At 33.4% G+C, this 21,135-nt stretch carries 24 protein-coding genes, 5 tRNA genes and 1 pseudogene; 18 read left to right on the top strand and 12 right to left on the bottom strand.

The window, feature by feature from the left end; genetic code table 11:
* Nucleotides 1-33 precede the first annotated feature (33 nt).
* Nucleotides 34-303 carry a hypothetical protein gene (locus ACW9W4_RS03700; RefSeq protein ID WP_179362470.1) on the top strand — a complete coding sequence of 90 codons (270 nt, stop codon included), beginning with the start codon at nt 34-36 and terminating at the stop codon, nt 301-303.
* 162 nt (nt 304-465) lie between these two features.
* Here ACW9W4_RS03700 and ACW9W4_RS03705 read toward each other — a convergent pair whose 3' ends face one another.
* The 3 genes from ACW9W4_RS03705 to ACW9W4_RS03715 all read right to left on the bottom strand — a co-directional run bounded on the left by ACW9W4_RS03705 (nt 466) and on the right by ACW9W4_RS03715 (nt 2,018).
* The gene (locus tag ACW9W4_RS03705; RefSeq protein ID WP_457761160.1) at nt 466-999 is read right to left on the bottom strand and encodes a hypothetical protein; all 534 of its coding nucleotides are present in this window, start codon (nt 997-999) and stop codon (nt 466-468) included.
* A gap of 38 nt (nt 1,000-1,037) precedes the next feature.
* On the bottom strand, nt 1,038-1,352 hold the full coding sequence (locus ACW9W4_RS03710; RefSeq protein WP_457761161.1) for a hypothetical protein: 315 nt from the start codon (nt 1,350-1,352) through the stop codon (nt 1,038-1,040).
* Nucleotides 1,353-1,448: 96 nt separating this feature from the next.
* Nucleotides 1,449-2,018 (bottom strand): methane monooxygenase/ammonia monooxygenase subunit B, encoded by a 570-nt coding sequence (locus ACW9W4_RS03715; protein ID WP_179360581.1) that lies wholly within the window; start codon nt 2,016-2,018, stop codon nt 1,449-1,451.
* Between the two features lie 253 nt (nt 2,019-2,271).
* Between ACW9W4_RS03715 and ACW9W4_RS03720 the strand changes: the two genes are divergently transcribed.
* The 3 genes from ACW9W4_RS03720 to ACW9W4_RS03730 all read left to right on the top strand — a co-directional run bounded on the left by ACW9W4_RS03720 (nt 2,272) and on the right by ACW9W4_RS03730 (nt 4,068).
* Entirely contained in the window at nt 2,272-2,835 is a 564-nt protein-coding gene (locus ACW9W4_RS03720) for a methane monooxygenase/ammonia monooxygenase subunit C (RefSeq protein ID WP_179360580.1), read from the top strand.
* Nucleotides 2,836-2,948: 113 nt separating this feature from the next.
* Nucleotides 2,949-3,311, top strand: a complete 363-nt coding sequence (locus tag ACW9W4_RS03725; protein ID WP_179362466.1) for a hypothetical protein — start codon at nt 2,949-2,951, stop codon at nt 3,309-3,311.
* A 106-nt stretch (nt 3,312-3,417) separates the two neighbouring features.
* Nucleotides 3,418-4,068 carry an ammonia monooxygenase family protein gene (locus ACW9W4_RS03730; RefSeq protein ID WP_086907103.1) on the top strand — a complete coding sequence of 217 codons (651 nt, stop codon included), beginning with the start codon at nt 3,418-3,420 and terminating at the stop codon, nt 4,066-4,068.
* A gap of 94 nt (nt 4,069-4,162) precedes the next feature.
* Here the strand turns inward: ACW9W4_RS03730 and ACW9W4_RS03735 are convergent, their stop codons facing one another.
* Nucleotides 4,163-5,026 (bottom strand): DNA adenine methylase, encoded by an 864-nt coding sequence (locus tag ACW9W4_RS03735; RefSeq protein ID WP_457761453.1) that lies wholly within the window; start codon nt 5,024-5,026, stop codon nt 4,163-4,165.
* A 134-nt stretch (nt 5,027-5,160) separates the two neighbouring features.
* Nucleotides 5,161-5,234, bottom strand: a tRNA-Thr gene (locus ACW9W4_RS03740).
* Between the two features lie 91 nt (nt 5,235-5,325).
* On the opposite strand from ACW9W4_RS03740, the gene ACW9W4_RS03745 reads away from it, so the two are divergent.
* Nucleotides 5,326-5,447: transfer RNA gene (locus tag ACW9W4_RS03745), tRNA-Leu, on the top strand.
* Between the two features lies 1 nt (nt 5,448).
* On the opposite strand, the gene ACW9W4_RS03750 is transcribed toward ACW9W4_RS03745, so the two are convergent.
* Complete coding sequence (locus tag ACW9W4_RS03750; protein WP_179362465.1) at nt 5,449-5,835, bottom strand: hypothetical protein; 387 nt, start codon at nt 5,833-5,835, stop codon at nt 5,449-5,451.
* Nucleotides 5,836-5,952: 117 nt separating this feature from the next.
* Here ACW9W4_RS03750 and ACW9W4_RS03755 point away from each other — a divergent pair, with 117 nt between their 5' ends.
* Nucleotides 5,953-6,846, top strand: coding sequence for an ArsR family transcriptional regulator (locus ACW9W4_RS03755; RefSeq protein ID WP_457761162.1), 894 nt, complete (start codon nt 5,953-5,955; stop codon nt 6,844-6,846).
* Nucleotides 6,847-6,853: 7 nt separating this feature from the next.
* Here ACW9W4_RS03755 and ACW9W4_RS03760 read toward each other — a convergent pair.
* Nucleotides 6,854-6,928: transfer RNA gene (locus ACW9W4_RS03760), tRNA-Ile, on the bottom strand.
* A gap of 39 nt (nt 6,929-6,967) precedes the next feature.
* Nucleotides 6,968-7,516, bottom strand: a complete 549-nt coding sequence (locus ACW9W4_RS03765) for a thioredoxin family protein (RefSeq protein ID WP_457761163.1) — start codon at nt 7,514-7,516, stop codon at nt 6,968-6,970.
* A gap of 80 nt (nt 7,517-7,596) precedes the next feature.
* Between ACW9W4_RS03765 and ACW9W4_RS03770 the strand changes: the two genes are divergently transcribed.
* The 6 genes and pseudogenes from ACW9W4_RS03770 (at nt 7,597) to ACW9W4_RS03795 (ending at nt 11,780) form a co-directional block, all read left to right on the top strand.
* Nucleotides 7,597-7,670, top strand: a tRNA-Ala gene (locus ACW9W4_RS03770).
* Between the two features lie 307 nt (nt 7,671-7,977).
* On the top strand, nt 7,978-9,045 hold the full coding sequence (locus ACW9W4_RS03775; RefSeq protein WP_457761164.1) for a hypothetical protein: 1,068 nt from the start codon (nt 7,978-7,980) through the stop codon (nt 9,043-9,045).
* A gap of 472 nt (nt 9,046-9,517) precedes the next feature.
* A pseudogene (locus tag ACW9W4_RS03780) lies at nt 9,518-9,793 on the top strand (hypothetical protein); the annotation flags it as partial.
* A gap of 80 nt (nt 9,794-9,873) precedes the next feature.
* Nucleotides 9,874-10,350, top strand: coding sequence for a phosphopantetheine adenylyltransferase (locus ACW9W4_RS03785; RefSeq protein ID WP_457761165.1), 477 nt, complete (start codon nt 9,874-9,876; stop codon nt 10,348-10,350).
* A gap of 52 nt (nt 10,351-10,402) precedes the next feature.
* Nucleotides 10,403-10,732, top strand: coding sequence for a hypothetical protein (locus ACW9W4_RS03790; RefSeq protein ID WP_457761166.1), 330 nt, complete (start codon nt 10,403-10,405; stop codon nt 10,730-10,732).
* Nucleotides 10,733-10,805: 73 nt separating this feature from the next.
* On the top strand, nt 10,806-11,780 hold the full coding sequence (locus ACW9W4_RS03795) for a CxxC-x17-CxxC domain-containing protein (protein ID WP_457761167.1): 975 nt from the start codon (nt 10,806-10,808) through the stop codon (nt 11,778-11,780).
* Nucleotides 11,781-11,928: 148 nt separating this feature from the next.
* On the opposite strand, the gene ACW9W4_RS03800 is transcribed toward ACW9W4_RS03795, so the two are convergent.
* Both ACW9W4_RS03800 and ACW9W4_RS03805 read right to left on the bottom strand, forming a co-directional pair.
* Complete coding sequence (locus ACW9W4_RS03800) at nt 11,929-12,210, bottom strand: hypothetical protein (RefSeq protein ID WP_457761168.1); 282 nt, start codon at nt 12,208-12,210, stop codon at nt 11,929-11,931.
* Nucleotides 12,207-13,319 (bottom strand): tryptophan--tRNA ligase, encoded by a 1,113-nt coding sequence (locus ACW9W4_RS03805; RefSeq protein WP_457761169.1) that lies wholly within the window; start codon nt 13,317-13,319, stop codon nt 12,207-12,209. Before ACW9W4_RS03805 ends, ACW9W4_RS03800 begins: the two co-directional genes overlap by 4 nt.
* A 51-nt stretch (nt 13,320-13,370) precedes the next feature.
* Here ACW9W4_RS03805 and pheS point away from each other — a divergent pair, with 51 nt between their 5' ends.
* From pheS to ACW9W4_RS03830, 5 genes are all read left to right on the top strand, one after another.
* Entirely contained in the window at nt 13,371-14,762 is a 1,392-nt protein-coding gene (gene pheS / locus ACW9W4_RS03810; RefSeq protein WP_457761170.1) for a phenylalanine--tRNA ligase subunit alpha, read from the top strand.
* Nucleotides 14,753-16,393 (top strand): phenylalanine--tRNA ligase subunit beta, encoded by a 1,641-nt coding sequence (gene pheT, locus ACW9W4_RS03815; protein WP_457761171.1) that lies wholly within the window; start codon nt 14,753-14,755, stop codon nt 16,391-16,393. Before pheS ends, pheT begins: the two co-directional genes overlap by 10 nt.
* 287 nt (nt 16,394-16,680) lie before the next feature.
* Entirely contained in the window at nt 16,681-17,100 is a 420-nt protein-coding gene (locus ACW9W4_RS03820; RefSeq protein ID WP_457761172.1) for an EVE domain-containing protein, read from the top strand.
* A 43-nt stretch (nt 17,101-17,143) separates the two neighbouring features.
* The gene (locus ACW9W4_RS03825) at nt 17,144-17,383 is read left to right on the top strand and encodes an Lrp/AsnC ligand binding domain-containing protein (RefSeq protein WP_179362453.1); all 240 of its coding nucleotides are present in this window, start codon (nt 17,144-17,146) and stop codon (nt 17,381-17,383) included.
* A gap of 18 nt (nt 17,384-17,401) precedes the next feature.
* Complete coding sequence (locus ACW9W4_RS03830; protein WP_457761173.1) at nt 17,402-17,971, top strand: hypothetical protein; 570 nt, start codon at nt 17,402-17,404, stop codon at nt 17,969-17,971.
* Between the two features lie 12 nt (nt 17,972-17,983).
* Here ACW9W4_RS03830 and ACW9W4_RS03835 read toward each other — a convergent pair whose 3' ends face one another.
* On the bottom strand, nt 17,984-18,616 hold the full coding sequence (locus ACW9W4_RS03835; protein WP_457761174.1) for a hypothetical protein: 633 nt from the start codon (nt 18,614-18,616) through the stop codon (nt 17,984-17,986).
* Between the two features lie 155 nt (nt 18,617-18,771).
* Between ACW9W4_RS03835 and ACW9W4_RS03840 the strand changes: the two genes are divergently transcribed.
* Nucleotides 18,772-21,039: an aconitate hydratase gene (locus tag ACW9W4_RS03840; RefSeq protein WP_457761175.1), complete on the top strand. Its 2,268-nt coding sequence runs from the start codon at nt 18,772-18,774 to the stop codon at nt 21,037-21,039.
* 12 nt (nt 21,040-21,051) lie between these two features.
* Here ACW9W4_RS03840 and ACW9W4_RS03845 read toward each other — a convergent pair.
* A tRNA-Trp gene (locus tag ACW9W4_RS03845) sits at nt 21,052-21,125 on the bottom strand.
* Nucleotides 21,126-21,135 lie beyond the last annotated feature (10 nt).

Genomic DNA, 21,135 nt, shown 5'->3' on the forward strand with positions numbered 1-21,135 from the left:
ATGTATATATCGCACAAATAGAGCCAAATTATTATGATTCCTATCGTAGGTACTTTCCTAAGCATCCTGTCTTCAATTACAGGACAACTAGGACCAAACTATGATCCATTGTTTTACGATGTAATGATTTACATCTTCGGAACCATTATGTTCACAGTATTCCTTCTTGGAATTATTTCATTCTGGTTACGTGTACACGGCTGGGCTTACAAAGACAACCGTGAGAGATGGGTTGACGAATTAGACAGACACTTCGAAAGAGAAGGTATCGGTCTCATTCCAGACAACGGTAAATACTGGTAATATTACCAACTTTCATCTTTTCATTATTTTTAATATCTTTCAGTGGAAACTATGGTATTTTAAAATCTAAAAATTATGTAGATTCAGCTTAAGTTATTGCATATGATATAATTTCAAATTATTATATTCTTTCAATTTTATTTTTTACAAAGTTTACAAATACTAATTTTCTAATTCTGGTAGGAAGTCTTTGTCTTTGGATGAATCATAATCCTTTGTAGTGAATACTCCTTTGTAGTGATATCCGTCTTGTAATGGGGTATTGATGAATTGTGATGATTCTTTATCATTAACATAGAATGTTGATTTGTCTTGATCCATGTCTCTTAGAGGGAATTCCCACATCCACAAAAAGTGACCAATTTCCCATGAATAATCCTCTTCCCATTCAACATAGATGGTTCCATCGTCTGTTAGAGTGTACATAGTCCTTTTACATTCTCCTTCATTAAATCCGGCGTTAATATTGGCAGGAATTGGTGTTGGAAGACCATCTATAATTAACTCCAAAGTGACTTTCATTTTGTATGGGGTTTCTCTATCATCTATACAGACTTTGAGAGGATTGTCTTGGTTCAATTGACTTTGAATTACAGTACTTCCTAATCCTATTGATACTGCTATGATTGCAGATATCAAAAGAAATCTGATAGTTTTCTTTTTCTTGTATGGATCCCCCATTCCAGGATATTTCATCGTGATGACTTTGACCAGATTCCTTAAAGTCCTTTCTCTTATTCATACATAATTTCAATGGTGTCACATTGGTCTTGATGATCTGCAAGAAAGTATGTTATCTCATCAGAGTCAATTTCTAACCATTCTGATTCTCCTTTGTAAGGAAGATAATCTTCCATAAACAAACCTCCTTCTCCTGATATTCTTACCACAATTTTTTCATTTTTTGGTTTTATCTCAAATGGTAATTTTAGAACTTTTCCTCTTCTTTGATTTTGAATGTTCATTTTGTATTTGTCAGAACGGAATTCTATCTCTCCAAAAAAATAACTTTGAAAAATATCTAATTTTGTTATCTTAAAACTTAGCATATTTTTATTATTATTTTCTAGAAGATAAAACTTGGTTTATTGTTTTACGGAAACCGTAAAGAAGAATCTAATAAATGAAAAGGAAAAGTGGGTTGTTTAGATTACTTGCCAGGGTCGTGTTGCAAACGTAATGACATATCCAACACCGATAATGATTGATTGATATGCGATGTTAGTATATGGGATTGGTTTGATAATTGGATCTCCTTCAACTACTACTGTTTGACCTGGACCTAGTCCTGGACCAACTTTTGCTACATTGAGTTGGGTGTGTACGTGGTATACACCTGCTTCAAGTGCTTTGGCAGATAGTGAGTAATCGATGACTGAGTTACCTGGAATGTCAAAGACGTTTCCTGGTGGATCTCTTGCCAACATCTCCCATCTGTTACCTGCGTTGGTTGACTCTGTGAAAATGGATAGCCATCCTCTTAGGTCTCTTTCTACTAAACTAACTAAAGTTCCTTGAAGTGTCAAGGTTTCGCCAGTTTGTAGGGATTGTCTGTTGAAGGTTTCATCCTCAATTCTGATGAAACGACTCTGGAGTTGTGCTTGGACACCGTGTGCATCTGCAGTTGGAAGTACGGATTCAACCCAGTTGAAACCTAAAGTTCCTAGTGCAAGTACTACAGCTAGTCCAAATACGAAAATTCTTTTTTCGACCATAGTTATCCCTAAAGTCAGGAAACAAAACACGTCGTTATATGTTTTACCTTAACAACGAGGATCGATATTGAATTCATTGTATATCATTGATGTATAACAATGAAAGTGATAAAAAAATGTACTAAATAATAGAATTTTTAAAGTATGAATGTGTAATAATTCTATATTGTTTCTAAATAATTATAATAAATTGGAAAAAATCACTGTCTTCTAAAACTCTTACTTTATATTCCGAATTCACATGATAGTGTACATGGCACAGATGCCCGCATTAATCCCAAAAGAAGTTGAGATCCAGAGACTAAAGAAAATCTGGCTCATCGTTATTGCTATGGGTTCTACTGCAGCATCAGTCGAAGTTGATAACTTCGTTGATGGTTCTTTGCATCAAACCTCTATCAGAGATAGTGCTTTCACACCAGCTCACTGGTGGCTATACTCCCACTTCATCACATTACCACTTGGATGGGGAGCAGCAGCAATCTATGATAGAAAAATCCCAGTTCTTAGAGGCCCAAATAATTCAATGAACACTGGATTGAAGATGACCATTCTTGGTTACCTTGCAACCATGTTTACAATTGGTGTCAATGAGATGTGGCATTTCTGGTTTGTAGAAGAAATATTTGCAGTTCCAAACCATTGGATGTTTAACATGGGAGTCGTAGTGGCTTTCATGGGTGCACTAGCATACGTAGTTAGAGTATATGCTCGACTCGTAGAACTTGGTGCAGAAACTCCTGGAGAGAACCCATACGTTGCAGAGATGTACAAGATGGCCTTAGAAGGCAAATTGTACAGCCGAGCAATTCCTTAGAAAAAGTGCATTAGCACATTTTTTATTTTATTTTTTTAAAAAACGACGTAGATCGTACAAGTCCTATTCAATTAAGAAAGACTTAAAAGAATCTGAATTAGAATAATTCCAGAATGACTCTTCCTAAAGGATTCGGTTCTGGCGGCGCTGGTGGATCATCAAGTGCCGATGTAGAACGAATGATTGGTAGACGCGTTGAAAACATGACTGGTATGATAACTATTTCATTCTGGGCAGCATGGTTAGCAACTTTTGGTGGAACTGCAGCAGGATACTTCTATTATCCTTGGGCATATCCAACACCAAGTGGTCACTTTGCATTCATCGTATTGACAATCATTGAGGCAATAGGTTACATCTTCTGTGTTAAAGTCATGGAAGAAGGTTCCAATAAGAATAGTAATGGTATCGTAGCAGGCAGTATTGCCGCAGTTACAGCAGGTACTATATTCATAACACTATTCGTTGGTAACTAGAAGGTAACCCCTTCAGACACTTCTTTTTCATTTTCCTTTTTAGTTTTGGTTAACGATCTTCATCACACTCTAAAATTTTATATACAGACCATTTCTTCACCTTCTTATGGTCTGGTTAAGACGATGTACACACTACTTATTCATAGTAGTTGTTGCAGTTAACTCAACACTGTTAACAATTAATGCAGGAGACTACATCTTCTACACTGACTGGGCTTGGACTTCGTACACGGTATTTTCAATATCGCAAACGTTGATGCTTATTGTAGGTGCTACATACTATCTTACATTTACAGGCGTTCCAGGCACAGCAACGTACTACGCTCTAATTATGACAGTATACACATGGATTGCAAAAGGTGCATGGTTTGCACTCGGATATCCATATGACTTCATTGTAACTCCAGTTTGGCTACCTTCAGCAATGCTGTTGGATTTGGTTTACTGGGCAACAAAGAAGAACAAGCACTCCTTGATACTGTTTGGCGGCGTACTGGTAGGAATGTCATTACCATTATTCAACATGGTAAACCTGATAACAGTAGCAGACCCACTAGAAACGGCATTCAAATATCCAAGACCAACATTGCCACCATATATGACACCAATCGAACCGCAAGTCGGCAAATTCTATAACAGCCCAGTTGCTCTCGGTGCAGGTGCAGGTGCAGTATTGGCATGTACATTTGCAGCTTTAGGTTGTAAATTGAACACTTGGACATACAGATGGATGGCCGCTTGGTCAAAGTGGGACTAACACTCCAACCTTTTCATTTTATTATTTACCCCTTAGATGATTCTCTACAAAAATTTTTGATTTTAAAAATTTAAAAAAATTAAATTATATTTTTTTAATAATTTTTAATCAATAATTCAAAGTGTCCAGTTCGTTTTTTGGAGTTTGAATTGATAGAACGGTTTGCTCGGATTCTATTAATTTTCCAAGATTTGTTTGAGAAAATTTCTGCAACTTCTTTAGAGTCTGAATTTGACAATAGAACTTTACATCCTTTGGAATCTAATTTCATACAAAGTTCAGCAAGTCTGTTTAGATCCTCATATGTGAAACTCTTGTTGGTATAACTTGTAAAATTGGCAGTTTCACTAACTGGTTGGTATGGTGGATCAAAGTATACTAGATCTCCTTTTTTTGCATCTTGAAGTACTGATTCAAAATCTCTACATTTTATGGCAACTTTACTTGATTGTAAAATATCACTAACTGAACGTAAGTTTTCTTCATTTACTATATTGGGATTTGTGTAACTGCCTAGGGGGACATTAAATTTCCCCTTACTGTTAACTCTGTATAATCCATTAAAACAGGTTCTATTTAAAAAAAGCAATCTTGATGTCTTTTCAATTTCACTTCTTGGATTTGATTCTCTAACTGAATAATAGTATGTTTTAGAATCCTTTTGATAATTCCTTTCATGATTTTTTAGAGATGAAATTAACTCATCAATTCTATTTCGAATTGCAGTATATGTCAAAACTAAATCAGAGTTCAAATCTGAGATACTGCATTTTTGAGCATTTCTTTCAGCAAGAATATGGAACAATAATGCACCTCCACCTAAAAATGGTTCATAATATGTGCCAAAGGATTTGGGTAAATTTTCATTTAGTATAGGAATTAGTTGACGTTTTCCACCAGCCCATTTTACAAATGGCTTTGGGGTTACAGTTGAAATTTGACTGTATTCTTGTTTCAATAGTTGTAATTGCAAAAATCATTAACAGTACTATACATAAAATAATTTGATCTGGAACTAACTTTTTCCTAGTCATGAAATAGCTTAAATAGAAATTTCGTAAATTGGTAAAATCTATGATTTAGAAAATAGAAAGCTTCGAACGGGATCTGAACCCGTGACCTTTACATTACCAATGTAACGCTCTACCAGACTGAGCTACCGAAGCACAAATTCACCCTGTAGAAAATCCTTATAATTCTTCATTCTGGGCCAATTCACTCTAAACTGTTAAATTTCACTCAGATTTTTATCCTTTTGGAGGAGTAATCAAGCCTGGCCAAAGTAAGCACTATGTGCTTTTGGACATGCAGGACTTAAGATCAAATAATGGGTGATCCTGTCTCTCAGGAGTTCGTGGGTTCAAATCCCACCTCCTCCACTTATCTTGGATTTTTGATTCCTCTAGAATTTAGAACTTCATAAACATCTGGCAATGAGAATACAAATCCAACATGGACACAATCTTTCTCATCACAGAGCTGACAAAATAATTCGCCTTTTTGAATTGCAACTTCTGCAATTCTATTTTTGATATTATCTTTTAGAACAACACGATCATCATCAACTGAAATTTTTTCAATCTTTGGAGCATACCTTGCAAAGGTCTTGTCCTTTTGCATCATCTCCTCTAACATGTAAGTTACATAACCTGCAAAACTGTTGACCCCTTTCATTGTTAGGTCGTCTTTACTCTTTTGATAAACTTCATGGAATTTATCATAAACAGTTTCTGAAACAGTGATTGATTTGAATCCGGCTTTTGGCAATTTACTTTTCCTTACCGTACTATACAGTACCCAAGTATATAATGTTTTATTCTAAAATAATACCTGTTATTCTAAATGAAAATTAGTCTTTATAGAATACTATAGTCCAAGAGCACTATGGGAAGAGGCTATTCAACTGAGGAGATTAGAGAAAAACTAATTTCAATTTTGGGTGATTCAGTTTCTGGAATGTCTGGAGTTGAAATTTCTGAAAAAATTGGTATCAGTAGAATTACAATGTCAAAATATCTCAAGGTTTTTGCTGCAGAAGGATTGCTTCGACAAAAAAATATTGGAAATGTCACTTTATGGTTTTTAGAACCTGGTCAGAAATCTTTCAAATTTCCTGATGATTATTTCAAAGTGATTCCGGAGTATCTTGATTATTTGGTAAAAGGTACGGAGGATCAAGTCTATTCTTTGATTCGTAATTGTATTCACTCTGGGGGTACAGTGAATAGATTGGTATTGGAAGTCATTTTCCCATCCATTGATCATATCAAGAAATTATTTGATGATGGAAAAATTGGGACTTCTGAACAAAATCTCTTGATGAATACTATTTCAAAATCCCTTCAAATTTTTAACCAAATTCAGGTTGTCTCTGATCCAAAAAAGAACATAATTGTAATTGCTGCTGATGCTCAAAGTGTATTATATTCTGAAGCAGCTTCTGCGGTTTATCATTCTGATGGATGGAAGGTTTCTCATTTGGGAGATATGTCTTCTTCAATCAATATATTATTTGATCTTGATCTTCAAAAATTAATAGGAAAAATTTGGAAACAGAAACCTGGCATTTTGATAATAACAGTTTTCTCTCAAACTTATGAAGGTCTAAACTTTTTTGCAGATTCTATAAATCCAATAAAAGAAAAATCTGGAAAACAAATGAAATTAGCACTTTGTGGAAAAGTATCTAAAAAAACTAAAATCCAATCCGATTTGACATCTGAAAAAATAGGTGATATTTTACAATGGTCTCAAACAATTTCTCAAAATTTAAAATGATAAAAAATGGGCCCGATGTGATTCGAACACATGACCTTTCGATTATCAGTCGAACGCTCCAGCCAAGCTGAGCTACGAGCCCACGAAGAAATCTCTAGGCTAGACTCATTTAAGTTTAATTTTATTTCCACTTGATTGAACAGCCAATTGATGGGTCAAAATCTTTTTCAATTTTTTCTCCAGCTATCAATTTTTCCATATTGATAATCATAGTTTTTTCAGTTGCCTGATCATCTGGTTTCATGGCGTTGTCTATCTTTCCATGAAAAACTAGTTGTTTTTGTGCATTAAACAAGAAAGGATCTGGTGTACACATGGCACCATATTTTTTGGCAATTTCTTGTGTTTCATCTACTAGATAATCAAATTCAAACCCCTTCTCTTTTGCTGTCTCTTTCATAGCCTCAAAACTATCTTCAGGGTAATCTGTGGAATCATTGCTGTTGATTCCAATTATTGCAATATCTTTACCGCACTTTTCAAATAGTTCATTGAGTGCATCTTCCTTTGCTTTTACATATGGACAATGATTACACATGAAAATTATTAGAATCCCTTTGTATTTTCCATAATCATTTAATGAATGCATTTTATCGTCAATACCTAACAATTCAAAATCTGGTGCGATATCTCCTGTTTTTAGTTTGATTTGTGATTCTAAAAGTACCATGCTGAAAATATCATGTTTTCAAATAAAATTCTTGCCAAGAAGACAACAATTAAAATCCACACTTTATTCATTCTTTTTGTGGGCCGGTAGTATAGCCTGGTAGTATACCCGCCTTGCACGCGGGGGGTCACGGATTCAAATTCCGTCCGGTCCACTTTCTAACTTCCCGATCTATGATGAAATTCAGACTTCAGGATGGATTTAAATAGGATAAGTTTGGGTTTTTTCTTATGACAAGTGTAGTCGATGGATGGCCTGTATGGATTCCACTCATTGTTGGTTTAGCTCCAGGTTTAGTTTACTGGTTAGCAATTACCGCAAAGAGAAAATAAAATAATTACATCTATTTTAATTTCTTTTTATTCTTCTAATCTTAGTGTGAACTGGGTTTAACGTTGTTACCTTTCTTGTTCACTATTTGTTATGCTACCTGAAATTAATCCCTAATCTCATGGAAGAATATGATCAAAGTCATTTTATGTTCATTTTTGATATTACTGTTAGTTCCTTTTTCACAAGCATTTTCAGCAGAAGTTACTGATACTCCTTCCACTCTAACTGTACTTCTTAACGAAGAAAATATCCATGTCTATCGAGATTCAGATGGATATACTGTTGTGGTTGGAATTGCTGAAAACAATAGTTCCCAAACAGCTATAGAAAATGTTAAAATTCAAGTTAAATTTTTTGATGAATTTGACCCTGCTCCTTTAGAGATTGTTACGGGAAATACTACCCTTGAAGTAATTGCAAAAAATGGTAAATCCACATTTTCAATAAGCTCAAAAACTGCTAATCCTGAAATCACGGATGCATCTATCTCCCTTGTAGGATTTGATCCGTCACCACAAAAATTCTCAGGACTCACAGCATATTCTACTGATGTATTTTTAGATACATCCTTTAGATTCTCAGGAGTTTTACAAAATGGAGGAGCTCCAAGTAATAATACCAATGTCTATCTTGCATTTTATGATGGATTTGAACCTCCTAGAATTCTTAGCGTATCCACAATAGAACTAGGAAATATACCTCTAAACACTGATGTGTCTTTCGAGTTGAATGAAGAAATTAACTCAAGAGCAGTAGGGTTTTTCTTATTTGCAGAATCTAGTGTTTTTGTTTCTGACTGGGTAGATATCAAAATTCCTGAATCCCAAATTCCTGATAAACTAATCACAATATCAAATGTATCAGTAGAAGATATTAGTGGAAATAGCTTATCTGAACTAAGTGTAGGTTCTCAAGTAAACATAAAAAGTAAAACCCAAATTGAATTTGCTGCAGATGAAGAATCTAATGAAACTGCTTACACATACTATGTGCAAGTAAAGGAATCTGGGAAATCACCATATGTGGAATATATTGGATCGTATGATGGGCGATTTATTGGAACTGGTCAAGAATCACAAGTCATAGATTGGATTCCAGAAAAACCTGGTTTGTATTTCATTGAAACATTTGTTTGGGATCGAAATAATATCCCAATTGCTGAGCAGGGTCCATTTGTTCTAATAATTGTAAACTAAATCTACTCATCATTTCTCACCGTTTAAATGCAGAAAGGAATGTACAATCATAATTATGAATAAGAAAATTTTCACTATTTCAATAATCTCTTTAATTTTAATATCTTCATCCGGACAGTCAGTTTTGGGTTATGGTGGACCTCCTGAACAAAGCAGCGCTAACAATTACACTGTAGATATTATTTCTGATAATACATCATATTCACTTGGAGAATCTGTAGTATTTTCTGGTAGCGTAAACAAATATGATGAAGACAGAAATTTACGAATTACAATTTTTGGTACTGGCAATAATCTAATTGTATCTCAAAAAACTCCTGTAAATGCAGATGGTACTTTCTTGCATGAAGTTAATCTTAATGAAAAATTTAGTGATGGTAAATTTACGGTAAAAGCCCAATATGGGAATTCAAAGGCAACAATTGCAATTATTGCATTTGAAGTAATTTCTAACGATGTCGTTTCTCAAAATAATAAAATCCCTAGTTGGATTAAGAACAATGCTGGATGGTGGGCAGATGGACAAATAGATGACAATTCATTTGTTGAAGGAATTCAATTCTTAATCAAAGAAGGATTCATGCAAATCCCAATTACTGAACAAGGTTCAGTTTCTCAAAATAATAAAATCCCTAGTTGGATTAAGAACAATGCTGGATGGTGGGCAGATGGACAAATAGATGACAATTCATTTGTTGAAGGAATTCAATTCTTAATCAAAGAAGGATTCATGAAATTATCAAAATAACCTAAAATTTCTAAATAATTTAGAGTAAAAACCAATAAAAAAACTAGTAGATTTATTTTTAAAGAAAATTATCATATTGCATGTCTCAATTCTCTCTTGTAGCAATGGGTGGAACTTTTGATATCATCCATAAAGGTCATCTCACTTTACTATCCAATGCATTTGAGATTTCTGATAAAGTTATCATAGGAATTACAAGTGATGAATTTGCTGCAAAAAAAGGAAAAATTCCTATAAACAAATATGATCAACGTTTTGAAAATTTAACATCCGTTTTAACAAAAGAATTTCCTGATGCTTCTTTTGAAATTAGTAAATTAGAAAATGATTTTGGTCCGGCAGTTCTAGAAAAAGGAGTTGAAGCATTAGTTGTTAGTGACGAAACTAGTATTCAGGGAACCATTCTTAATGAATTGAGAGCAAAAAAGAATCTTCCACTCGTTCAAGTTGTTACGGTTCCAATGTTTTTAGCAAAAGATGGTACTAGAATATCTACGACTAGAATTAAGAATTCTGAAATCGATATCGATGGAAACTTGCTATCAATTGACAAGTAGCTTATCGAACTTTGAGTAATTGGAATAAAACAAAATTTTTGGATTGAGCCTTATGGCAATCATTAACCACATGATGAAAAAAATTGATACTGATGTAGCAAATCTCAAACAGGGATTACATCCTCAAAATCTTTCATATTGGTATGATAAGATTATCAAAGAAACTATTGATATGGCTCCTCCATGGCTACAGGATAAAATCAAAGTACATCAAGATCCTGTTCTTCCAATGAAATTTAATTTAGATATCTCAAAACGTGCTGTAAGATATTTTATGATTGTAGTTGATAATAATTTAGATGATATGCCATATTCCACAAAACTCTATTTCCTTAAAGTACAAGAAATAATGTCGACTGAAATGGACAAATCTTTAGTTTAATGAGATTTTTTTATTCTAGGCACAAATCAAAGCTCTAAGTATCTATAACCAATTGATCTTAATTTCTCTATTAATGGACTTATACAAATCAAAGTATTCAGATGGAAAAACAGATGGAAGAAATTCCAGACGAGAAAATAATACATCTCGTTCTTTTAGAAATTCTGGAGATACAAGAGGTTCAAGAGATAATGATAGAGAAGATACCGAGGTAACTTGTGCTGATTGTGGAAATCAATGTACAGTTCCATTTGTTCCAAGAAGTAACAAACCAGTCTACTGTAGTGATTGTTTCAGACAACACAAACCAGATGATTCAGGAAATGATAGATATTCCAGAGATGATAGAGGTTCACGTTCTTCACGAGATGATAGAGGCTCAAGATATTCCAGAGATGATAGAGGTTCAAGAGATAATGATAGAGAAGATACCGAGGTAACTTGTGCTGATTGTGGAAATCAATGTACAGTTCCATTTGTTCCAAGAAGTAACAAACCAGTCTACTGTAGTGATTGTTTCAGACAACACAAACCAGATGATTCAGGAAATGATAGATATTCCAGAGATGATAGAGGTTCACGTTCTTCACGAGATGATAGAGGCTCAAGATATTCCAGAGATGATAGAGGTTCACGAACTTCATCTAGACGAGAATCTAGTAGAGATGATAACAGATCTAGAAAACCCCGAAGTGATAAATTTTTGAGAAAACAAGAGAGTTTCTTTTCCGGTGGTTCAGACAAATTTTTTGAAACAATAAAAGAAAAACTATATGAAATTTTAGGTGGAAAAGTCTGTTCTAGTTGTGGTTTTAGTGATGAAAGAGCTTTAGGAATTAGTCCAATTTCTGAAAATGTTACTTCTGATAACTCTGGCCGTGGTGGCGATGTTGCCTCATGGGGCAAATATATCTCCGCACCTGATGTTGCTAGAGAAGAATTAAAGGTATTTTGTTTAAATTGTAATCAAATCAGAGAACCTACGAAAAAACGTTCTGAAGACAGTTCAAGACCAAAATCAAAAAAGAGCAAATATTTTCCTAGATAATTTATAAAATCATTTTTGAGAATTTATTAACACTTTAATTATAATTATTTTCAAATTAATCTATGAATAGTGATTTCAAGGCATTAGGGATCTCTCTAATTGTTGTTGTTGGAATTGTAACTGCATATGCTGTATTTGGTCTCTAGAATCACTCTTTGACTAATTCTACAACATGTTCAATAATTTTCGTTGAAATTAACATGTGTTCTTTGTCCAATACTGATTGAATAAAATCTGCAAAATTCTCTACTGTTTCTTCATCTTTGAGTAGTATACTATGAGCAGATTTGTCTTTTAATGAAATCACAAGTTCATTTTTCACAATGTTTAGAATCCCTGTGATAAAAGTTTCTTTTCCATCCTTTATGAAAATAAGACTGGCTAGTTTTTGTGCCTCATATTCATCATCACAAGTAATACTGATCTTCATTTATTCTCAAAAAGAAATTGTTCTATTCGGTTTTTAGCTTTTTCTCTATTTTCTTGATGGATTGCAAGAAATGCATTAATTTTCTCAATCAGAATAGCTTTTAGTTCACCTGAAAGTAGTTTACCTGATTTATAATCTTCATAAATTGTTTTTAATTTTTCATCATTTGGTTCAAAAAATATTCTTAGGTATTGATAAGAAACATCGATATCTGGATTTCCACCAAGTTTTCTATGTTGTTCAATATCTGGTTGTCCTCCTGAAAATGCATGTTTGTTAATTTTCTTTTTTACTTCTGATGGTGAATCAGTTGTGTAGATTGTACCTTTTTCATCTGACGCTGACATTTTTCCACCTGGTCCTTCTAAACTGGGAATCATGATATTGTGAACCAACGCTGGTTTTTGTTTTCCAATTTTTGGAGCAATGTCTCTTGTTAATCTAAAATGAGGATCTTGATCTACACCTAATGGAATTAGAACTGGTTTATCTTCAATAAAACATGGAGCTGATTGTAATGATGTATAAAATATCATTCCAAGATTTGTTTCATTTGTAAAACCAAATGTTGCTTTTGTATTTGAAAAATTAATTTTTTTTGCTACCTGAGCTGCAATTGGATATAATGTTTGAATATTCCTTGTATTGATGATAATCTTTGTTTTTTCTGGGTTGAAACCTAATGCGATAAAATCTAATGCATTTTCATAAGCAAATTTTTTTGTATCTTCTAAAGTAAGATTAGGTTTAGAATAAAATTTCTCATCATCGGTAAGTTGAAAATACATATTCACATCAAATTTTTCTTGTAACCATTTTGCAAACATCCATGGTACCAAATGTCCTATGTGAGTATGTCCTGAGGGACCCCTTCCAGTATATAGAAAGAATTTGTTTCCTTTCTCATATTCATCAAGAATTCTATTCAGTTCTCTATGTGAGAAGAAAATACCTCTTCTGAGCATAAAATGATCCTCGCCTGTAATTCTCTTAATTCTCTCGAGTAATTCTGAAGAAATTTTTTCAGTTCCAAACTGCTTGATTAGTTTATCATAGTCAATTTCACCCTCAACATGCCAAGGTGTTACAATAAAGTCATCAGCTGACATTCATCTTGACTTAGGTTAAGGTTTAAAAAGTCTTTTTCGGATTCTTTGCTGTTGTCGCAAGTTTTTCATGATATTGAAAAAAAAATTATCACCTCATTAAGAGCTAATCGAAAACAATCTCCTGAAATGCTTCAAAATTCTACAGGACTTTCACTAGATCAGATAAGACGAGGGATTGAATGGTTGAAACTAAAAGATTTAGCTATTGTTGATGAATCCTCTGTTAGTATTCTAAGTTTAGGTAAAAATGGAATCGAATCTTTGAAGATGAATTTACCTGAACGACGTTTGTTAGATTTACTAAAAGATGGCCCTAGAAAATTATCTGATTTACAAAAAGAATTAGGAACAATTTTTGGACCAGCTATGGGATTATGTAAAAAAAATAACTGGATTGAAATAACAACTGATCAAATTTCATCGATTTTTGTTTCTGCAGATGAACTTCCAGGAGAAAAAACTCTCAAACAAATTGGAACCAAACAAATTCCTAAAAGTCTTGTTGATGAAAATGATTTAGCATCATTATTGAAACGTCCTGATTTTATTATTGATACTCCTAAAAAGACAAAAGAAATTTCTCTAACTGACACAGCGATGAAAATAGAATTATCTGATTCTTCAGATGCAATTGATGTTGAAGCTAATGTTCCAGAAGTTTTTGTTGCAAGAACTCATCCACTAAAAGACACAATTGATGAAATTCGTGAAATATTTGTTACACTTGGTTTTTCTGAAATTTTAGGGAACATGACCCAATCAAGCTTTTGGAATTTTGATGCTCTTTTTACTCCACAAGATCATCCGGCTAGAGAATTACAAGACACATTTTATCTTGATAGAATAAATGCTAAAAAAATTGGAACGTCTGAACAAATTAAAAAAGTTTCTGAATCCCACAAAAAGAATTGGAGATATCAATGGGACATTAACGAAGCAAGAAAAATGGTTCTTAGAACTCACACTACTTGTGTAACTATCAAACATTTAGCTGAAAATAAGCCTGATGAGGCACGAATTTTCTCTTTAGGACGTGTATTTAGAAATGAAAAAGTTAGTTACAAACACCTTGTAGAATTTAATCAAATAGAAGGAGTTGTTGTCGGAAAAGATGCATCCTTGAAAAATTTAATGGGAATTCAACGAGAGTTTTACAAACGAATTGGAATAACTAAGATAAAATTTTGGCCAACATTTTTCCCATATACTGAACCATCACTTCAGACTATGGTTTACAATGAAAAATTGGGGAAATGGATTGAGTTATTTGGAATGGGTATTTTTAGACCTGAAGTAACTAAACCACTTGGAATTACACAACCTGTTTTAGCTTGGGGAGGTGGGATTGAAAGAATTGCAATGCTAAAATATGATCTAGATGATGTAAGAGAGTTTTACAACAATAATCTTGGATGGTTAAGGAGTGCTAAAAAATGCCAGTAGTTGAATTATCTTATTCGCGTCTCCAAAAATTAATTGGAAAAGTATCAAAAAAACAAATTTCTGATTCTTTACCTTTTCTTGGATTGGATATTGAATCCGAAGATAAAGATCTTGTAAGGGTTGAATATAGTCCAAATAGACCTGATTATTCAACTGATTTTGGAATTGCACTTGGTTTGCAAGGATTGCTTGGGATTAAGACTGGTCCAATTAAACTAAATGTAAAAAAATCAAACAAGTATCCAATTTCTGTTAAATCTACTGTCTCAAGAATTAGACCATTTGTAACTGGAATTATTGCAAAAAATGGAAAAATTGACGATAAAACAATTAAACAATTAATGACGATGCAAGAAGATCTTCATTTTGGAATTGGAAGAAAAAGAAAAAAGTCTTCTATAGGAATACATGATTTAGATAAAATCTCATTTCCATTAGTTTACACTACAACTAATCGAAGTCACAAATTCATTCCACTAAATTCTGAAAAAGAATTGAGTATTTCAGAAATACTTGATACTGTTGATGTTGGAAAAGATTATGGTTCTTTACTTGGACAGTCTCCACAAGTTCCTATCATTTTAGATGCAAAACAAAATATGGTATCATTTCCTCCAATCATCAACGCTTCAGTTACAACTGTCACTACTAAAACAAAAAATCTCTTTGTAGAGGTAACTGGTCTCAATAAAGACGATGCTGAAGATATGTTATCAGTGGTAGCCACTGTTTTACAAAGTGCTGGGTTTACCTTAGAATCAGTAAAAATCGCTGGCGCTAAAAATTCTTCACCAAAATTAGAATATAGAAAAATAACTGTCAATTCTTCATTGATTAATCAAATTTTAGGTTTGAATCTTACATCTTCAAAAATTATTTCATCCTTGAAAAAATCTAGATTGGATGCATCATCTAAAGGAACAAATATTATTTGCACAATACCTGCATATAGATTTGATATTTTTGGTCCTATGGATTTGGTAGAAGAAGTTGCTTTAGGATATGGAATTCAAAATCTTGAACCTACAATATCTCCTTCTCAAACTATTGGACAAACAAATTCAGTTTCATTGAAACTTAAATCACTAGATCAAACTATGATTGGACTTGGATATCTTGAAGCATTGAATTCTAGTTTGACTAGTAAGCGTGTGCTATATGAAATGACCAACAGGGATTCAACCAAACTTCTCTCAGTACTTGATTCAAAAAGTCGAGAACATACTATTTTACGGGACTCAGTACTTCCAGGATTATTAGAAAATCTTTCAAGGAATATTCACGAGTCTTATCCTCAAAAAATGTTTGAAACTGGAACAGTGTTTGCAACTGAAAACCCTATATCTGAAAAAATCAATTTTTCTGGAATTAGTGCTCATAAAGATGCAAATTTCACCGAAATAAAATCAATAATACAATCTGCATTAAACATTGGATTTGGAATTAAAATAGAAACAAAGACTGCAACTAATCCTACATTTGAAGAAGGTCATTGTGCATCTGTTCTTCTAAATAACATTCCAATTGGAATTGTTGGAAAAATTGATTCAAAGATTATTGAAAATTATAAAATACGCGTACCTGTAGTGGGATTTGAGATTTCATTGACTGACTCTATTCTTAAAAATTAAAATTAATTTATTCAAAATACTTTTTGACATTATTCCTTCAATGGTTTTTAGTAGGAGTAATTCTATAATTAATCGCCCAAGAGCAAGCATGCAGACGGATTAGGATGAGTCGATCGTAATGATACCAGTGATTTCTAATTCACCCAGGCGTGCTACATTATGGGCAACCCCGGTTTCAGAACGCGAGGAGGCGTATGGCTATGACCAATGAGTTTGTGCGAGTCAGAACCGGGGAACATATCTTTTTTCAAAAACCATTAAACACCGATAAAATATGATAAAATGAAATGGTGAATTACTGGTTGGCAAAACAAGAGCCTAGTGGACCAAGAGGATATAATTTTGAACAACTCAAAAAAGAAAAAACAACCGTATGGGATGGCGTTCATAATAATTTGGCATTAAAGCACATGCGGGAAATGAAATCAGGTGATTTAGTATTTTTTTATCATACAGGAGATGAAAGACAAGCCGTTGGAATTATGCAAGTTACTTCAAAACCCTATTCAAATCCTAAAGAAGATGTAGAGCGATTCATTGTAGTTGATGTGAAATATAAAAAAACATTGAAACGTCCAGTAACCCTTGATGAAATGAAAAAAGAGAAAAAATTCAAAGATTGGGAGTTAATTAGAATTTCAAGATTATCTGTTATGCCAGTACCCAAACCTATCTGGGATGCAATTGTAAAGATGTCTCAAACCTAACAAAAATCGCTTTATTGATATAGTCGATTTATCTAATTTCTGTATGGCAACAGCTTATGTTTTAATAAACTGTGAACTAGGTTCTGAAGAAGCTATTATCAAGCAACTAAAGGGCTTAGAAGGTGTAAAAGAAGTTCATGGAACTTTTGGTGCATATGATATTTTGGCCAAGATCGAATCTGACACTGTCGAAAAACTTAGAGAAACAATAACCTGGAAAATCAGGAAAATTGAAAAGATTCGTTCAACTCTTACCTTGATGGGTATTGAAGGTCAAACATAAACACCTTTTTTTCTTATTATGATTCTGCATTTCATTTTTGTGGTGCCTGAGGAAGATCGTGAAAAACGACAATTTGAATTTGAATATGTTAAAAAAATGAGCAAATTTTTTCAGCATTGGTTAAAAGAAAAATTTGATCAAGATTTTGAAATTCAATGTGATGAAATGATCACATCTCCTAGAAGCATTCTTCAACGACTTGATACACATACGTTAGTACGAGATCATCATCAACGAGGAGATGACATTTACCATTTCTATCTAACTCATTTCAAACCTTGGTGGACTGATTGTACTTGTGATGGATATCATGCCGAAAATTTTGGAATGGCATTTTGGCAATCTCCAAAAGAATCTGATGATACTTTATTCCTTGCAGAAAAAAATTGCACTATTGTCTCACATGAACTACTTCATGAAATGCTAAGAATTACTGGACATAAAAAATTCATTCAGGATGTACATGATGTGTGGACCAAACATCTTTTTGAACAGTTAGAATTTGAACAGTATGGTGAAGATTTTAAAAAAACTGATGGTAAGCCGATGTTTTTAGCAATGGATACTTCTCAATTTAATTTAAAATAAAAATATTTACAATTAACATTTTGTTACTGAGTAAATGTTATTTTCAAAATTTGCAGTTTTAAAATCTAATTTGTTTTCTGGATCATTATTTCTTGATTTACTTAATGTTTCAAGTTCTACAAGAGCATCTGCTCTAAAGCCTATTGAAGAACCATAAATTCCATCAGTTAACATGGTACCGTGATCTCCTTTTTTGATATCATCTACCATCTCATAAAATCTGGATGTTTCTTTTTTGTTTACTGGATTTCCTTTTGCTTTGTTAAATGCAACTGCAATGTACATTCCATTGTTTTTTACTGCAATAGGAACTTTGTGATTTTTACCTGAAGCACCTGGAATGGTATCGTTAACTATGACCTCACATTTATGATACATACTTGAAACATATGCAAAGAATCTGTATTGAGCATATTTTCCTGCAGAATCTTCTTCACATCCAACAAAAACTTTGTGTAATAATTCTAAAGCATCATCATTCATACTTTGTAATCTATCATCTATTCTTCCTCTTTCAAGCAATTCTGATTTGCATTCTTTTGCAATCAAAACTAAAATAAAATCAGGTAAATTGTAATTTTTGAGAGCTGCAACAAATGCCCCTGCTTGTGACATACCGAATTTTGGGAATCCTTTATTGACCATAATTATACCTCAATTTAGAAAATTTACTACTACTCCGCACTGTATTAAAAAGCAGTATTTGGCTTATAATTGTTGAGAATTTGTATGCCTATTGAAAGAATTTTTTGAACTTTTCAATTGTAAATATTAAATTTGGGATTAATTTATCATGTTTTGTGGAAACTGACACTACTGAAGAACTTGTTTCTAATGTTTATTTGAAATTAAAAAATAATATTGTAAAATATAGAAATCTAGTTGGAAGATCATTAACACTTTCTGAAAAAATTTTATCTGGACATCTAAATGAAATTGATGATACTGTTTTCACAGGTGGAAAAGACTATGTCTTTTTAAAACCTGATAGAGTTGCATTACAAGATGTTACAGGCCAAATGGTAATGCTTCAATTTATGCAAGCTGGATTAAAACAAACCACATTACCAACAACTGTGCATTGTGACCATCTCATTAGAGCCGAAGTTCAAGGTGATATTGACATGAAAGTTTCCCTTGATGAAAATAGTGAAGTTTTTAAATTTTTACAATCTGCATCTGCAAAATATGGATGTGGTTTTTGGAAACCTGGTGCGGGAATTATTCATCAAGTAGTTCTTGAAAATTATGCATTCCCTGGTGGATTGATGATTGGTACTGATTCTCATACTCCAAATGCAGGAGGTCTTGGAATGATTGCAATCGGTGTTGGCGGATTAGATGCAGCAGAGACCATGGCTGGCTTGCCTTGGGAATTACTCTATCCTAAAAAAATTGGTGTAAAATTAACTGGAGAACTTACTGGATGGACTGCTCCAAAAGATATTATTTTAAAAGTTGCAGAGGAGTTGACCGTCTCTGGAGGTACAAACGCAATCGTAGAATATTTTGGACCTGGAACAAAATCTATCAGTTGTACAGGCAAAGCCACTATTACTAATATGGGAGCTGAAATTGGTGCTACTTGTTCTGTATTCCCCTATGATGAAAGAATGGAAACATATCTCAAATATACGAACAGAGAAGATATTGCTCAACTAGCAAATCAAAACAAAGAATCTCTTATTGCAGATCCTGAAATAGAATCAAATCCCGAAAAATTCTTTGATAGAGTTATTGAAATCAATCTTTCAACATTAGAACCTCACATTGTTGGTCCTCATACTCCTGATTTGGCAAGAACCATTTCTGAATTATCTGATGATGTAAAATCTAATGATTATACTGATTCAATCTCTGTTGCATTAATTGGTAGTTGTACAAATTCTTCTTACGAGGATATGTCTCGAGCTGCAAGTTTAGCTGAGCAAGCTAAAGCTAAAGGCGTCAAAGCAAAAATCCCTCTATTGGTAACTCCTGGTTCTGAACAAATTCGCGGTACTATAGAAAGAGATGGACAAATGAATTCTCTATTGGACATAGGTGCAACTGTTTTAGCAAATGCATGTGGTCCATGTATTGGTCAATGGAATAGACCCGAACTTGAAAAAGATCAACAAAATACTATTGTTACAACATTTAACAGAAATTTCCCAGGACGAAATGATGGTAAGAGAAATACTCTGAATTTTATTGGTAGTCCTGAAATGATTATTGCTTTAGCATTAGGTGGTAGACTTTCATTTAATCCCTTAAAGGATGATCTTATTGCATCTGATGGAACAAAGTTCAAACTAGAACCACCTAAACCTGCACCAGAAGTTCCTGAAGAAGGTTTTATGAGGCCTGAAGGAATTTTCATTGCACCTCCTAGTAATTCTAATGATATTGAAGTCATCATTGATCCTAATAGTAAAAGATTACAGCGTTTAGAGCCATTTTCAAAATGGGATGGTAAAGATTTTGAAAACATTCCAATTATGGTAAAGGCTAAAGGTAAATGCACTACTGATCATATTTCCCCTGCAGGAGCTTGGCTTTCTTTACGAGGACATTTGGATAATCTTAGTGATAACATGCTTTTGGGTGCAGTTAATGCTTTCAATGATCAAGTTGGACAGGGTAAAAATGTTCTAAATAATAATCAAGAATCATTTTCACAAATTGCTAGACAATACAAAGAAAAACAGATGAGATGGGTGATTGTTGCTGATAATAATTATGGTGAAGGAAGTAGTAGAGAACATGCCGCAATGACTCCTCGCTTCTTGGGATGTGCAGCAGTTATCACAAAAAGTTTAGCAAGAATCCATGAAACAAATCTAAAAAAACAAGGCATCTTGGCATTGACATTTAGTAATCCAGAAGATTACGAAAAAATTCTAGAAGACGATAAAATTAGTTTACTTGAACTAAATGAATTAGCTCCGGATAAACAAGTACGATGTGTCATTTCTCATCTTACTGGAGAGAAAGATGAAATTCTTCTAAACCATTCATACAATAAATCACAAATTGAATGGTTCAAGTCCGGATCTGCACTAAATGTATTGAGAAACAATCAATAGAATTTTTCAAAGTGGGCCCGATCGGATTTGAACCGACGATCGATGGTTTTGGAGACCATCGCCCTACCAGGCTAGGCTACGAACCCACAAGAACCG

The sequence above is a fragment of the Candidatus Nitrosopumilus sp. bin_7KS genome, from assembly GCF_054095835.1.